Origin of the sequence: Calothrix sp. NIES-2100 (genome assembly GCF_963875285.1) — a bacterium.
In the GTDB taxonomy this organism is placed as follows: domain Bacteria; phylum Cyanobacteriota; class Cyanobacteriia; order Cyanobacteriales; family Nostocaceae; genus Aulosira.
On record NZ_CAWNLA010000001.1, the window covers coordinates 8755202 to 8769326 of the forward strand.

General features: G+C 40.3%; 18 protein-coding genes and 1 tRNA gene. 12 read left to right on the top strand and 7 right to left on the bottom strand.

Annotated elements, in window-relative coordinates; genetic code table 11:
- Positions 1-102: 102 nt before the first annotated feature.
- Complete coding sequence (locus AACU32_RS35705; protein WP_096606992.1) at positions 103-1680, bottom strand: CPBP family intramembrane glutamic endopeptidase; 1578 nt, start codon at positions 1678-1680, stop codon at positions 103-105.
- Between the two features lie 446 nt (positions 1681-2126).
- Here AACU32_RS35705 and AACU32_RS35710 point away from each other — a divergent pair, with 446 nt between their 5' ends.
- Positions 2127-3203 (top strand): PEP-CTERM sorting domain-containing protein, encoded by a 1077-nt coding sequence (locus tag AACU32_RS35710; RefSeq protein ID WP_096606993.1) that lies wholly within the window; start codon positions 2127-2129, stop codon positions 3201-3203.
- Between the two features lie 88 nt (positions 3204-3291).
- Here the strand turns inward: AACU32_RS35710 and AACU32_RS35715 are convergent, their stop codons facing one another.
- The gene (locus AACU32_RS35715; RefSeq protein WP_096606994.1) at positions 3292-3969 is read right to left on the bottom strand and encodes an HAD family hydrolase; all 678 of its coding nucleotides are present in this window, start codon (positions 3967-3969) and stop codon (positions 3292-3294) included.
- Between the two features lie 184 nt (positions 3970-4153).
- Complete coding sequence (gene nadA, locus AACU32_RS35720) at positions 4154-5128, bottom strand: quinolinate synthase NadA (protein WP_096606995.1); 975 nt, start codon at positions 5126-5128, stop codon at positions 4154-4156.
- Between the two features lie 169 nt (positions 5129-5297).
- On the opposite strand from nadA, the gene AACU32_RS35725 reads away from it, so the two are divergent.
- From AACU32_RS35725 to AACU32_RS35740, 4 genes are all read left to right on the top strand, one after another.
- Positions 5298-6227 (top strand): TIGR04168 family protein, encoded by a 930-nt coding sequence (locus tag AACU32_RS35725; protein ID WP_096606996.1) that lies wholly within the window; start codon positions 5298-5300, stop codon positions 6225-6227.
- Between the two features lie 88 nt (positions 6228-6315).
- Positions 6316-6400: transfer RNA gene (locus AACU32_RS35730), tRNA-Ser, on the top strand.
- Between the two features lie 131 nt (positions 6401-6531).
- Entirely contained in the window at positions 6532-6720 is a 189-nt protein-coding gene (locus AACU32_RS35735; protein ID WP_096606997.1) for a hypothetical protein, read from the top strand.
- The gene (locus AACU32_RS35740; protein WP_096606998.1) at positions 6717-7013 is read left to right on the top strand and encodes a type II toxin-antitoxin system RelE/ParE family toxin; all 297 of its coding nucleotides are present in this window, start codon (positions 6717-6719) and stop codon (positions 7011-7013) included. Before AACU32_RS35735 ends, AACU32_RS35740 begins: the two co-directional genes overlap by 4 nt.
- 300 nt (positions 7014-7313) lie before the next feature.
- Here AACU32_RS35740 and AACU32_RS35745 read toward each other — a convergent pair whose 3' ends face one another.
- Positions 7314-7694: a hypothetical protein gene (locus tag AACU32_RS35745; RefSeq protein ID WP_096606999.1), complete on the bottom strand. Its 381-nt coding sequence runs from the start codon at positions 7692-7694 to the stop codon at positions 7314-7316.
- A 130-nt stretch (positions 7695-7824) separates the two neighbouring features.
- Between AACU32_RS35745 and AACU32_RS35750 the strand changes: the two genes are divergently transcribed.
- Entirely contained in the window at positions 7825-8025 is a 201-nt protein-coding gene (locus tag AACU32_RS35750; RefSeq protein WP_096607000.1) for a hypothetical protein, read from the top strand.
- Between the two features lie 2 nt (positions 8026-8027).
- Here the strand turns inward: AACU32_RS35750 and AACU32_RS35755 are convergent, their stop codons facing one another.
- On the bottom strand, positions 8028-8744 hold the full coding sequence (locus AACU32_RS35755; RefSeq protein ID WP_096607001.1) for a flagellar motor protein: 717 nt from the start codon (positions 8742-8744) through the stop codon (positions 8028-8030).
- Between the two features lie 27 nt (positions 8745-8771).
- On the bottom strand, positions 8772-10178 hold the full coding sequence (locus AACU32_RS35760) for a hypothetical protein (protein ID WP_096607002.1): 1407 nt from the start codon (positions 10176-10178) through the stop codon (positions 8772-8774).
- A 201-nt stretch (positions 10179-10379) separates the two neighbouring features.
- Between AACU32_RS35760 and AACU32_RS35765 the strand changes: the two genes are divergently transcribed.
- From AACU32_RS35765 to AACU32_RS35775, 3 genes are all read left to right on the top strand, one after another.
- On the top strand, positions 10380-11411 hold the full coding sequence (locus tag AACU32_RS35765; RefSeq protein ID WP_096607003.1) for a serine/threonine-protein kinase: 1032 nt from the start codon (positions 10380-10382) through the stop codon (positions 11409-11411).
- 78 nt (positions 11412-11489) lie between these two features.
- Positions 11490-11756 carry a FitA-like ribbon-helix-helix domain-containing protein gene (locus AACU32_RS35770; protein WP_096607004.1) on the top strand — a complete coding sequence of 89 codons (267 nt, stop codon included), beginning with the start codon at positions 11490-11492 and terminating at the stop codon, positions 11754-11756.
- On the top strand, positions 11753-12205 hold the full coding sequence (locus AACU32_RS35775) for a type II toxin-antitoxin system VapC family toxin (protein WP_096607005.1): 453 nt from the start codon (positions 11753-11755) through the stop codon (positions 12203-12205). The genes AACU32_RS35770 and AACU32_RS35775 overlap by 4 nt, the downstream gene beginning before the upstream one ends.
- Before the next feature lie 118 nt (positions 12206-12323).
- Here the strand turns inward: AACU32_RS35775 and AACU32_RS35780 are convergent, their stop codons facing one another.
- Positions 12324-12536, bottom strand: a complete 213-nt coding sequence (locus AACU32_RS35780) for a helix-turn-helix domain-containing protein (protein WP_096607006.1) — start codon at positions 12534-12536, stop codon at positions 12324-12326.
- 222 nt (positions 12537-12758) lie between these two features.
- On the opposite strand from AACU32_RS35780, the gene AACU32_RS35785 reads away from it, so the two are divergent.
- Genes AACU32_RS35785 through AACU32_RS35795 form a run of 3 tightly spaced genes read left to right on the top strand, consistent with a single transcriptional unit; the run spans position 12759 to position 13836 of the window.
- A complete protein-coding gene (locus tag AACU32_RS35785; protein WP_096607007.1) occupies positions 12759-13232 on the top strand; it encodes a hypothetical protein in 474 nt (157 codons plus the stop codon).
- A 60-nt stretch (positions 13233-13292) separates the two neighbouring features.
- Positions 13293-13589 (top strand): DUF4258 domain-containing protein, encoded by a 297-nt coding sequence (locus AACU32_RS35790; RefSeq protein ID WP_096607008.1) that lies wholly within the window; start codon positions 13293-13295, stop codon positions 13587-13589.
- A gap of 4 nt (positions 13590-13593) precedes the next feature.
- Positions 13594-13836 (top strand): YgiT-type zinc finger protein, encoded by a 243-nt coding sequence (locus AACU32_RS35795; protein ID WP_096607009.1) that lies wholly within the window; start codon positions 13594-13596, stop codon positions 13834-13836.
- Positions 13837-14125: the final 289 nt, after the last annotated feature.

The following is a 14125-nucleotide window of genomic DNA, read 5'->3' on the forward strand; positions in this document are numbered from 1 at the left end:
TTTTATTTATTGTCCCAGTTGCGTAAGTCCTACTATATATTATTGTGATATATCCAGATGAAAGCAAATAATTCAAGGTTTTAGCAACCGTAATAATACGTATTATTGATTGCCACTGCCGAGAAGAAACAGACTGAGTAAAGTACCACTATTCCATAAATTGTGTAATAGCATCGGCGCAAGCAAGTTACGCGATCGCGTATAAACTACACCTAAAACGATCCCCAAGGCGGTGAGTGGTAAAATTTCCGATAAGCTAAGGTGAGCCACAGCAAAGAGCAGACCGCTGATCCCAATGGCTGCCCAAACGGGTAGGTAACGAGTCAGGGAGGGCAACAAAAAGCCGCGAAACAGTATTTCTTCAAAAAATGGGGCAGCGATCGCAGCTGTGACGAAGAACAGTCCAAGTGCTACGGAATCTTGGCTTTCTAGTGCCAGTTGCAAGAGCGGATTACTACCACCTTGTCCTTGCCAAAGTTGTTGATTAATCAAAGACACTACCACGACTATCGGTAAAGCGGCGCAATAACCACCCAATCCCCATAAAAACCAATTACCTCGGAAATTGAAGCGAAACCAGTATTCTGGTAAAGGGAAAAAGCGCTTGATCGATAGATACAGTACTAATAGCGCACCTATTGCTACCACAACATAACGCAGCAAAACAGAGAAAGCCTGAAAGCGGACACTACCACCGGCAAGTTGGATGGGAAGCAGCGAGAATAACAGCGGTATAAACACTTGTCCCATCAAGAAAAAGCCGATAATAAACACCTGTATAATCGTTTCTCCACCCCAAGGCGTTGACCAAGGGACATCAGCATTTTGAGCGAGTAAGGCGGCTTTTCCTTTAACCAAACGCTGAGCCAACAAACCAATCAGCAGTACCATACCGACCAAAGCTGTCAAGGTAGGGACAATCCCAATCAGCGCTAATTTAAATACAGCTTGGGTAGCAGCTTCTTGTTGTGCAGCTTGAACTGCTGAGAGTGCTTCTTGCCGTTGCTGCTTTTGGTACAGTTGCACTAGAGCAGTGGAGCGAAACCAACCTTCTAAATTTTTTTGAATCAGCTGTTGAGCATTTGGTAGCAGACGGGGGGGATTACTCCACAAACCAATCAACACAGCAGATGTTTCGGGAAATTCGGGACTAATATCTGAGCGTTGCTGCAAATCAGTCCAAGTTGAGAGTGCTTGATCTGTCTTTCCTTGCTCTGCTTGTAAAATTCCCAGGCGTAAATCTAATTCAGCCAACAATTTTTGCAGCTGGTTGAGGGACTGCTGTAACTGTTGCTCCTGTGGATTTGAGGGTTTTTCCGATGGACGAGTTTCTGGTAAGGGTTTAGGAGGTGCAGGAGTGGTAACTGACGCAGAACGCAATTTTGCCAGTTGAGTTTTGGCTTTGTCCAAATTGGTTTGCACCGATTTTTGCGCTTGCTGATATTGCTTAGTAGCGGTTTCCAAGGGTTGATCGCCTAGTATGGCATCCCGAACTACCTGAAAATTTTCGTCTTTGCTATCTTCTGGTTGCCAAGCTTGCGCTTGCAGCGCAATATTTATTTGATAAAGTTCTAGACGACTTTGGAACTGAGGTTCCTGCCAACTGCTGAATAAAGAAAAGCCGGACAACACCAACGATATTAGCGTTAGCCCTATTAAACCCAACCGTTTGATGCTCATCTATACTTCCGTTGATTAACCAGTGTAGAGCATATGCTCCTTGGGAATTATCGCAAGAAAAAGCAGGCGGTGGATATATTTCGGGATCGGGAATTTATCGCCTGTCCCACTCAAGACTTGTCATGACGAAGCTAGCGATCGCGCCGTTCTACTGCTAAGAGCGATCGCAATTACATATTGTCAGTGATTAGACTGACATGATATTACACTGATTCCCAAACCGGATGCGACTACTTGCTGTTTGCTCAAACCCTGAGTTTGAAAGCGGTTTCCCCCCAGAGGTTAAATAGCTTCATTAAAAATTTTTACTTAAGTAATTAATATAAAGATTGTATAAAAAACACAAACTAAATTACTAGTAATGGTAACGTGTAGATTAAATTCATAATTTTTCTGCTTTGAATTATACAGTTGCTTAAATTATACTGACGGAGTAATTACTTAAAATGGTGGCGTTATTATTGTTACCTAGTAAATTAGAGCTACAATACACAAAAAAAATATTCTGGCCAAAAATTTGGATAATTCTCGCTCAACTCGGATTAATAGCTTTATCTGACATGATTTTCTTAACCAAAATTGCTGCTGCTCAAGCTTCAGCTACGAGGATCAGCTTGATTAATCCCAGTGAGTCTATTTGCATCAAAGGTAAGGATGCTTGCATCAAAAAGATTAGCAAAGAGACTCTTAAAAGCGATGATGAATTAAATACATTTTTACAGATTGAAGCCTCAGCAAACACTCCAACAATACAAGGCTACAACACAGATTCTTTTGTGGTTAAGTTAGACGCTCGCAAAAAACAACAAGTATCCCACTCATTGAAGTTAAGTGATGTGCCAATCGTCAACATAGGTGGGACAGATTACCGTGAGTTTATCTTAACTGTCAAGGAGCCAGTTCAAACAAAACCAAATCCAGATTTAGCAAAGATTGTATTGGAAAAATTAGAGATTTTCTTGGGAAATTCTCCTAATCTGATTAGCTATCCCAACTTCAATGGTAAGGCTAGCAAAACTTTCGATTTGGAGCCAAATACAGTTGTGCTTCAAGATAGCAAATCTCAAGATGGTAGCTATAAGTACTTTGTGTATATCAACAACGGTTTTTTTACAGATGCTAACAAAGCTGTAAAAGATCAGGGATATGTTTATTTATTCTCCAAATTCAGTGATGCTGAAGCTAGAGTTCAGTCTTGGTCTGTCAGAAAGTTAAAAAGATCAAGTTTATTACCTGTAATCCCAGCCGGCGCTGGGGGAGCAGGAGGGGGAGAAATATTAGGTAGTATGTTTCCACTCGCAGGACTGTTAGCACTGCTTGGTGGTGGTGGTGGTGGTAGTGGTGGTGGTGGTGGTCAAGCTCTTAATACAGCTAACAACGCCATAAATAGGGAATTTGTAGTTCCGCAGCCACTACCAGCAAAATCAGGAAAACCACCTACAGAAGTACCTGAACCAACAACTGTGCTAGGTTCTTTGATTGGTATTGGTTTATTAGTTAAAGCTAGGTCTCGTAATTCGTAATTCGTAATTCGTAATTCGTAATTAAATCAGTGAGCTTCAGATCCCCTTTTTCTTTAAGAAGTCGGGGATCTTGTTATTCACGAATGATTTAGATTGCTATACTCAAATCTTGTTTACTCATGGAGTTGAGTAATGTCCACAGTTGCAGATTAGTAAAATCGGGAATTGCGATAAAAGCACCGACTTCTAGTAAGATTTTGGGATCGTGAGTAGAAGCTATACCAATGGTGCGGATACCAGCAGCAACAGCCGCACGAATTCCAGAGGGAGAATCTTCAAGTGCGATCGCTTCTGGTGCTTGAATCCCCAAATTATTTAGGGCAACATTGTAAGGTGTGGGGTCTGGTTTACCTGCTGTGCAGTCTTCTGCTAAAACAATTGTCTGGAAAACTTCTTTGATGCCCAAAACATCTAGGATAAATTCTACATTTAATCTAGGGGCATTAGTAACTAAAGCACGTTTTAACTGATGTGCTTGGGTCCATTCTATTAATTCCGAAAATCCACTCAGCGGCTGGAGATTTGCTGCTAGTTCTCTAAAAAGCGCTTCTTTCTCATCTGCAAATTTTTCTCCATCTGCGGGTGATAATTGTGGCAATATATCTTTGACAATTTCTGGGTTTAGTCGTCCACTAATTCTAGATTGGTAAAAAGTTTCGTCAATTTCTATGCCATAACTAGCCAGTTTTTGCTGCCAAGCTTGGTAGTGTATGGGGTCAGTATTGACAATAGTGCCGTCTAGGTCAAAGAGAATTGCAGTTAGCATGTCTTCTAGGTAATTTGTAAATAAATGTTAACTTTACTTACATATTTTACATTGTTTTTTGTTTGAGAGGATGTTTTAAAAGTCGCAAAGTATACTTAAAACTCCTCTTCAAATCTTTTTACCCCTATCCCCAGAGGGGGACTCGATACCCCCTTCCCTACCAGGGAAGAGGGGTTTAAGCAACCTAAACACTCATTTCTAACATCCGTTGCATTGGACGCAAAGCTGCTAACCGAATCTCTTCAGACATGGTAATTTCCGGAGTACGATTTTTCATCGCCCAATACACTTTTTCCAAAGTATTTAACCGCATAAACGGACATTCGTTGCAATTACAATTATTGATTGGTGGCGCAGGAATAAACCGCTTTTGGGGAGCTAGTTTTTGCATTTGGTGAATGATACCTGGCTCTGTAGCCACGATAAATTCCTGCGCAGGGCTGTTTTGACAATATGTGAGTAAAGCTGCTGTAGAGCCGATATAGTTAGCGTGGCGCAAGATGCTAGTTTCGCATTCTGGGTGGGCGATCGCCTCCGCTTCGGGATGGGCGATTTTTAACTGGACAATTTTCTTTTCCGAGAAGGTTTCATGGACGATGCAGCTACCGTCCCACAGTACCAAATCTCGTCCGGTTTGCTCCATCACATAGCGCCCCAAATTGCGATCGGGAGCAAAAATAATCGGCTGCTCTTTCGGTATTTGCTGCACAATCTTCACAGCATTGGAACTGGTGCAGATAATATCGCTCATGGCTTTAATATCGGCAGAGCAGTTAATATAAGAAACCACTAGATGATCGGGATGGGCGGCTTTAAAGGCTGCAAACGCCTCAGCCGGACAACTATCTGCTAAAGAACAACCAGCATTCAAATCTGGTAGCAGTACCAATTTATCAGGATTAAGTATTTTTGCTGTTTCTGCCATGAAGTGAACACCAGCAAAGACGATCGCATCTGCATTGGTATTAGCTGCGGCTTTGGCTAGTTGTAATGAATCCCCAATAAAGTCTGCAATATCCTGGATATCTGGCTCTTGATAGTAATGGGCTAAAATCACCGCGTTGAGTTCTTTTTTGAGACTCTCAATCGCCGCAAATAAATCCAGTGGTAATGCACCCGGATGGGTGGTTTCTCGTTGAGCAAGTGCAGTGTTGAACACAGTAGGGGTTGCTTAAAGTTGCAAGTATTTGACCTGTGGATTAATTATAGTAGTTTTTACCAAAAAATATAGTGGTTTTTACCAAAAATCGTTGAGGCTTCATGTTGCCAATTTGTGTCCAAATCCGGCTGAGTTGCCTATCCTAAAAGTAGACGGCAAGGACAGTGGCATGACCAGTGAGATAACAAAATCAACAAACCTGAAAATAGCTGTAGTTGGCGACGTTCACGACCAATGGGAAGAAGAAGATGGTATAGCACTCAAGCATTTGGGTGTGGACTTAGTGCTGTTTGTGGGGGATTTTGGCAATGAGTCGGTGGAGGTGGTAAGAGCGATCGCTTCCCTTGATATTCCCAAAGCCGCCGTAATGGGCAACCACGATGCATGGTACACTGCCACAGAATGGGGACGGAAAAAGTGTCCCTACGACCGCTCCAAGGAAGACTGGGTACAGGAACAACTCGATTTATTAGGAACTGCCCATGTCGGTTACAGCAAGCTAGATTTTCCTCAGTGGAATTTAACGGTGGTGGGTGGTCGTCCTTTTAGCTGGGGTGGGCCAGAGTGGAGATTTGCTGACATCTGCAAAGAACGTTACGGTGTAACGGATCTGGAAGAATCAGCAAATAAAATTATGGCGGCGGTAAAAAGTGCTGCCTACGACACGATTATTTTTCTCGGGCACAATGGGCCTAGTGGATTAGGCGATCGCCCTGAAGATCCCTGTGGCAAAGACTGGCTCCCGATTGGTGGCGATTTTGGCGATCCAGACTTTGGCGAAGCGATTTCCCAGGCTCTCAACGCTGGTAAAACCATTCCTCTGGTGACATTTGGACATATGCACCATAGTCTACGGCATACGAAGAAAGAGCTACGCAAGCCTGTGCTGAGAAGCCCCGAAGGGACAATTTACTTGAATGCGGCTAGTGTCCCCAGGATAGTAGAAGTTAACGGTAATAAGCAGCGTAATTTTTCTTTAGTCTCCCTAGAGGCGGGTGTGGTGTCCCAAGTCTCCCTAGTTTGGGTAGGCGATGATTACCGGATAGTCTCAGAGGAAATTTTTTACGAGCGATCGCGCCCAGTAGTGCAATCTGCGTAAATGTAAGATATAGTATGATCTGTCAGCTTTTGTGCTAACTTAGGAAAGCGTTTGCATAGCAGGTACGCAACAAGCTAGACAGTTTACTGGAGAGGTGGCAGAGTGGTCGATTGCGTCCGACTTGAAATCGGATGAGGCTAAAACCTCCGGGAGTTCGAATCTCCCCCTCTCCGTTGAATATTTTTTCTAAGTCATAGAAGTGCAGAAGGCTCTTTCCTAAAAGATATGCACAGACCAAGTAGCACAGCTTTTTTGCATCTACAATATATCCAAAGCTGCACAAATACTATTTGGTTAACTAGTGATGAAAGATATCAACATTAAACAAGAAGCTCATAAATTAATTGATAGATTACCAGAAAATTCCACATGGGATGATTTGATGTATCAAATTTATGTGCGACAAACAGTGGAAGCTGGACTAGCAGATAGCAAAGCTGGTAATGTAATTTCTGTACAAGAAGTGCGGAAAAAATTTGGACTGCCAGAGTGAATGTTTACTGGACAGAAACAGCAGTAGAAAATCTTTCAGCAATTTATACTTATATTGCCCAAACTTCTCCACAGTATGCGGCTAGGGTAGTTGACCGTATAACTAGACGTTCCCAACAGATTGCAAATTTTCCTTTGTCGGGTCGAATTGTATCGGAATTTGAAACCGAGCAAATTCGAGAAGTGATTGAAGGATCATATAGAATTATTTATTATATTAAACCCGAACAAATTGAAGTACTGGCTGTGATACATGGTTCACAGCAACTTACATCGAGTTCTGTGGATGAGTAATGTCTGGTTTCATTTGGTTAAAGCTCAATACAGTTCAGTTAAGACAAATTGTAGGCAACATCTAAAATCTTTCGGTGTATCACATAATTTTATCGGTGCCGTGCCCCTACGAGTATTGCATCTCAATTTAACTGAACCGTATTGAGTTATAGAGTTATTCTTGAGGATTTGTGCTTATACCAATCCGGGTTCTGATATGTAATTAAGATTTTGGTAGGGGCGGGGTTTCCCCACCCTCAATTATGTTGCATCTTTCCCGTGAACCGCTATATCCCCCCTTTAGTGACTCAGTCAGTTTACCTACAGTGGTGATAGCCGGTTAATCGTTTCTTCCAGTAGCAACTTAGCCCTATACAGCGCTAACAGCTTCTCTTGATCATACCTTTGGGGATATTCCATCCTCCTACCTTCAAATGACACCCTGATTAACGCTACTTGTTCATCAGTAGGTGAGTTCATTTCATCCAGTGCTACACCTAGATTCTGGAGGTTAGCGAATGAGAGCATTCTTAACCCTCTGTTTTCTTCCATCTGTTTTAGGGCGATCGCAGGAAACGCCATCAAAGAAGTTAAGTAGCTGGTTTTGTAAGCCTCTGAACCCGTCGGCTTCACACCGTAGCGTTGACACAATGCTTTAAGTTCAGGGATTGTCAATACTTCTAATTCAGTTCGTGAAAACATAGAATGGTAATGTCCATTTTGTAAGTGGATATTTAGTGGTTGCTGTACTCGCCAAAGTTTAGACAACCACTAATAAATTATTAAACACTTGCGCGCTTATGTTTCAAAAGCTAATTAACATTTCTCAATAATGCCTAATCCTAAAGGTAATCCAGAAAGCTTGAAACCAATAGAAGCAAAAGGTGAAGAACCATTAACGGCTAACCTCAGCTTTCGTGTTACTGAGTCAATGAAGGAAGCTGTTAAGTCACAAGATGATCCAGCACAATTCTGTAGAGATGCAATACAAGAGAAGTTGGATAGAAATAAAAATAACCAGTCAGAAAGTTAGTATTAACGGTTATTACCTGGGGTTTTATACTGTCCCAACTGAGCGAAGCGAATTTCAATCCGCCGGCGTTTGGGATTGTCGCTTCTGTCTGGTGACGCAAATCCTTGATCGTCTGGTAGCAGCAATTGCGCCGCTGAATAGGCTCTAAATTTTAGCCGTTTGAAAAGTCCTGATTTTCTTTGACGTTGCACATTTTGCAATTCTTTAACTACCGCTAAGGCTCGCATTAAGCCTAAATCAGCATTAGAACCAGGACAAAGAATCGAAACATCCTTATTACCCTTAGCGACTTCTTCTAATTTTGTATCTAAATTACCGCCATTTTGATTACTACACTTTAAAGAACCTACTTCTTCACCATCTGTATGACCAATAACTTCGATAACATCAACTTTTTTATTACTATTTTCAATTAGCTTAATATTATTTTCAATTTCTTTTAAAATTATGCCATTTTGACCAATATCGGTTTTTAAATTGCGTGGTAAAACTGCACTACCTGAAGGAAATTCATATTTGGCTGCTGGTAGTTCAATAATTGTTGGTTTCTCATCAGCACCAATTCCTATCTGGGGATTATTAATATTTTTTGAGTTTCTCGCTATTACTAATAATAGCAGCAGCGTAATAATCATAAAAGCATTGGACATTAAATCTGTAAAAGAAGTCCAGATGCTAAAAGTTTCATTCATCGGTAAACTTCTTGTTCTTCTTGGCATATTTTATTTTCTCCATTGAGATTTACCTCAAGGTTGTTGTAATCTGGCTAATACAGCTAATAAATCAGCAATGCTAGTTTGAATTTGCTTCATTCCTTGAGTATTACGATCAATTTTTTCAGTGATATTTTGCAATTGATTAATTTGGTTACTTAGTAAAGATGCATTTTGATTTAATACTGAAACTACTTGCGCTATATTAGTATTAGAAGATTGTGTAGTATTTTCAATTACTCCAGCTAAACTCTGCAATCGATTATTATGTGTACCGACTTGTCCTGTGTGCTGAGTTAAAGATGTTGTTAGCTGCGATACATTAGTATTGAAAGATTGGCTACTTGCTGACAGTGTATTAGCATTTTGCACCAGGCGATCGCTCACTTGAGTCAGGTTTTGTTGATTATTCTGAATTAAGCTTTGGATCTGTGAAGAATTATTAACCAAAGTGTTACCAATAGCTTGCAGATTATCTGCATAGTTTTGTAATTTATCTATGGCGTTATCGAAAGAATTTGTCGAGTCACGAAGCGAAGATGTAATATCAGTAAAAGTTGTGGTTAATTTTGCCAAGTTGTTAGTCGCGTTACTTAAGACATTAGCGCCTGTTTGCATCGACTGCGAAGACTGATTCGCTACAGCCTGAAAATTATTCGCAGATGTATTTAGTGTATTAGAAGCTGCTGTGACAGCATTTTGAAAATCTTGAGTATTTTTCGGTAGAGTTGTAATAAAACTTTTTAAGCTTTGGGAATAATTGTCTATTGTCTTAATGAGAACATCAATCTTATCTGCCACCGTGGGCTGATTTTGAGATATAAAAAAATCATTATCAAGGTAATCTTCTAAAGAAATCAGCAGCTTATCTTTCTCTAAATCTAAATCATAAGTCGGATGAAATTTCGTCAGAAACACACTTCCGGCTAAAGCTGCAAGGCTACTCACAAATGCGATCGCCATTGAACCGATAATATCTGGTAAGGCTTTTTGCAGTTGCAGTTCACCACCAGTATTTCTACTGATTAAGAATAAATTCATGGTAATACCCAAGAAAGTACCCAGTAATCCAAGTGCTAGCAGGGAGTTTGGTAGTAATTGATAAGAGCGTTTATTTCTTTCCCAAATTTTCAATTCTCTATTTTCACTACATATTTTTTCTATCAGAGCTAGTTTATTAATTTTCTCATATTGATTTTTACTAATAACTTTAACTTTCTGAACTAGCTCACTCTTAATTTGTTGTTCAATGATATTTACTTGGTTTAATAACCCATTCTTTAGACGAAATCCGTCAATGGTAGATTTGGCAGTTAATCCGATAAAAGCGATAACTACTAAGACAGGAAACCAAGGTATAAATGATGGTGTAATTACATAAAGCAATAGTAATCCAAAACAAATTATAAATACACCATAGCGCAGTGATAGTTGATTCATAATGCGGCAAGTTCAACAACTTATTAATAAATGAAAAATACGTAATAAAACTTCTAAGTGTGTAAAAAAAATCATATCATATTTGTTGTAGTATAAAATATGTTACATCCTTTGCTCAATCTAGTTTCCTGGGTTTGAGGTAGAGGATTGAAGATAAATTGACCAGAATTGCTTGGGTAATCTCTGCCACAGTGGTGTCACATGAATACAGGTATATCAAAAATTCTCGGCGGACGTTACGAAATTGTTGCATTGCTGGGAGAAGGTGGTTTTAGCAGAACTTATCTAGCTAATGACTTGTCTGTGTCTGGTGTTCAGTATGCAGTCAAGCATTTTACGTTTTCCAGCACTAATCAAAGTGAGGTGGCTATAGCGAAGCAACTTTTCCAGCGCGAAGTCACTATTCTGAAAAATTTAAATAAACATCCGCAGATTCCTCAGTTTTTTGGCTACCTAGAAGAAAATCAAGAGTTTTACCTCATCCAACAGTATATTCAAGGACATACTTTAACTAAAGAAATAAAATCTCGCAAGAGGCTAGAAGAACCTGAGGTTATCAAAATATTAGATAAATTAATAAATATTCTGCTATTTGTGCATAGCAATAATATTATCCATCGGGATATTAAACCAGATAATATTATTTTGACTCCCAATGATAATTTGTTTTTAATTGACTTTGGCGCAGTTAAAGAATTTATTGCCAAAAATACTCGGCTCCAGAAACCGGGAACTCAGATTTTTACACAAGGTTATGCTCCGGTAGAGCAAATGCGGGGATATCCTCAATTCAACAGTGATATTTATGCATTAGGAATGACTGCAATTGAAGCACTCACAGGTTTAGAACCTCAAGCTTTAACATTGGATAGTTTCGGAGAGGTTGTCTGGCGAGATCAAGCAGAAGTTAGTGATTGGCTAGCAAATATTTTGTCTAAAATGGTTCGCTATGAATTTAGTATTAGATATCAATCAATAGAAGAAGTACTAAAAGATTTAAATACAACTCCAACGGCAACAAATTTTGTCAGCACGAAAGCGATAGCACCAGCGGTAAATATATATCAAATAAGTCATGAATCAACAAGTAATCTAATTCTTTATTCCCTCATGGGTGTGTTATTTATTTTAGCAATCCTTTATGCTGCTGGATTACTACCAGGAAAAAGAGATACTGAACCTAAAAGACAACAGTCTTTATTGCTAGAAAAAGTTTTCAATTTGGATATTTAGATGTAAGCGATCGCCTGCTTTATCCCCTAACTTACATCATGCTACTATTACCAGTAAATACCTTTGAGAGGTCGAACAATGGCAACTCTGAATCTGCTAAATATACCCGATGATTTATATAAACGATTGCAAGAGTTAGCTGAAGCTGAACATCGCTCAATTGATGCTCAAGTGATTACAATATTGCAGAATGCCTTAGAAACAAAGATACAGCAAACAGAAGAAGAAAGGCGAAAGAATGTCCTCAAGCTTTTAGAGGAAAGTAGTAATCGTCGTCGCTTAAATCCAGCAGACTTTGGATTACCTGATAGTACTGAACTGATTCGAGAAGACCGCGACAGATGAGCAACCCTCTCAGATGCGTGGTAGATACCAATGTGTGCATCAAGTATTTTATCGCTGATCCATTAACTGCTAAAGTTAATCAACTCTTTGGACATCTTACCAATCCACAGACTGAAATCTATGTCCCAGACCTGTTTTACATCGAATGTGCCAACGCTTTATGGAAATATGTCCGCGCTGGGATGTACACTGCTGCTGAGGTACAGGCAGATTTAGCTACTCTCAAAGCTTTCCCGTTACGTGTTGTCTCCACAGCCGATTTGATGGCGAATGCAGTGACTATTGCTTTAGCTTATGGCATTTCAGCCTACGATGCTTCTTATGTTGCGCTTTCACAACAGGTGGGTGCTACTTTGCTGACTCTCGACGGTAAGCTCTTGAGAGCATTAAGTGCTTCATCTGTCGATGTTTCGTCGTTTAATGAGTTTGAGGTGCCACCGTTGCCTTAAGATAAAAGCGTAGACGCATTAGCGTTAGCGTAGCGGTAGCGAGTCTTCGAGCGTCAGCGTTAGCGACTAAGGAGCGTCAGCGGCTTGTCGTTAGACATCGCCCTCATGAGCGCATAAATTATTCTTGCACCACCTCAACCAATTCCTCAATCATCACATCAAAAGTGCGTGCTAACTTCACAATTGCGGTAAAATCTACAGTTGCAAGTCCAGGCGATCGCGCATAGGTTCTGAGAGTACTATAAACCACACCAGAACGGTCAGATACCTCTTTCAGCGTCCAGCCCTTCTCCGCAGCAAATTCTCGAATCTTTAGCCTAACCATTCCCATAATTTACTTGACAAATGACTGATATGAGTCGTTTAATAATTATATCCTAAATAATAACAATCGCCCTCTGGCCTGGAAAACTAAAGGGCGATCGTATTTGGGTTTTTCACGTACATCCTGTTTCCAGAGAAGTTCTCTCTGCTAACGGAAAGCATTACCTTTAAACGGAAGCCATTCCCTTTAAGCAGAAATCCCATTCCTTTTAAACAGAAATTTAGTCTTATGTTATCATCACTCAAGCCCAACGCGCTTGTCATCCGTGAGTCAAAAATTGTTCACAAATCAGCAATTGTTCACCCATTGGCGCGATTTGTCACAGAAGAGGCAATTTGCTTAATATTCCAAATTAGCATTGAAGATATATATACAGTGGAATGCTGGCGGTACATGGTTTATGTCCACGGTAAAGGCGTGAGCAAGTTCGTCAGCTATGCTGATTTTCCGCCAATTTTGGGTGTAAAATCACCTAACAAAGCAGACTTTGTCAAATGGCGCAGACGCTGGCGCAAGCAACATGAACCTCATCAAAATAAGCAAGCACCCCAGTGGTGGGCGGAATTTTTCGCTAATGAATTCTGTCAAGCTCGCTCGGAGGCTATGTTACAAAGTTGGGTAGAACTAGTTGAGTCAATTCAATTTGCTTTTAATGCAGAAAAGTTAGAGTCACTCCGAAATAGCTATCACCAGGAAAAATGACTTTTGAGTGGAGAACTTCTAGTGGATTTTTAAGATTATTACACAACCTCAATCAGTAAAGTGCCTCCCAGTGATATTGACCGGATCAGAGAAAAGATTAGACTTCAACAATACGATATGTCAGCTCATGCAATGGAAGAGATGGCTGAGGATATGCTGACAATTTTGGATGTGGAAGAGGCTGTTTTGAACGGTCAAGTTATTCGAGTTGAAAAAGATGACCCTAGAGGGACAAAATATGTAGTAGTGGGGACTGCATTAGCTCAACAAACACCTGTGGGAGTGGTTGGACGTTTCGCTAGTACCGGACGTTACCTCATCATCACGGTTTATGAAGTCACTGAACTTGAGAGATAGCCTTATGTACGGATACAGATGCGAGTATTGCGAAGGAACCGTTCAGCCCCGCAAAGTTAAACGCGAAGCATTCAAACATCGAGATGGATTCGTCATACTTGAAGATGTAACGATTGGTGTTTGTGATACCTGTGGCAATAGATACTACTCAGCCGATATTCTTCATGCGGTTCATGCTGTTGCAACTGGAGCAAAAGCCCCTGAGAGAACTGAACAAATTCCGGTTACTCATCTAGAATCAGCTTAATCAACGCTGCATAAAAATTCAAATACGGCAGACAGCCAAAAGTTACTGGTAGATTTGCTGAGTTAATTTTTGGAATATATATCCCTGTGTTTCCTGGTGAACAATATTCTGTCTGTTGGCTAGCAACTTTTCTATTCAACTTACTAACTAACTTAGTCGTTTTCTTCGACCTTCTAGAAGCCTTGATTTTCTTTTTGAAATTTGGTGAACGCTTTCTAAGTTTAGCCCTACTCAATTTTTGAATTTTTTGTTCGGCTTTCCTAAAAAATCTAGGCGCAAGTATTAATCC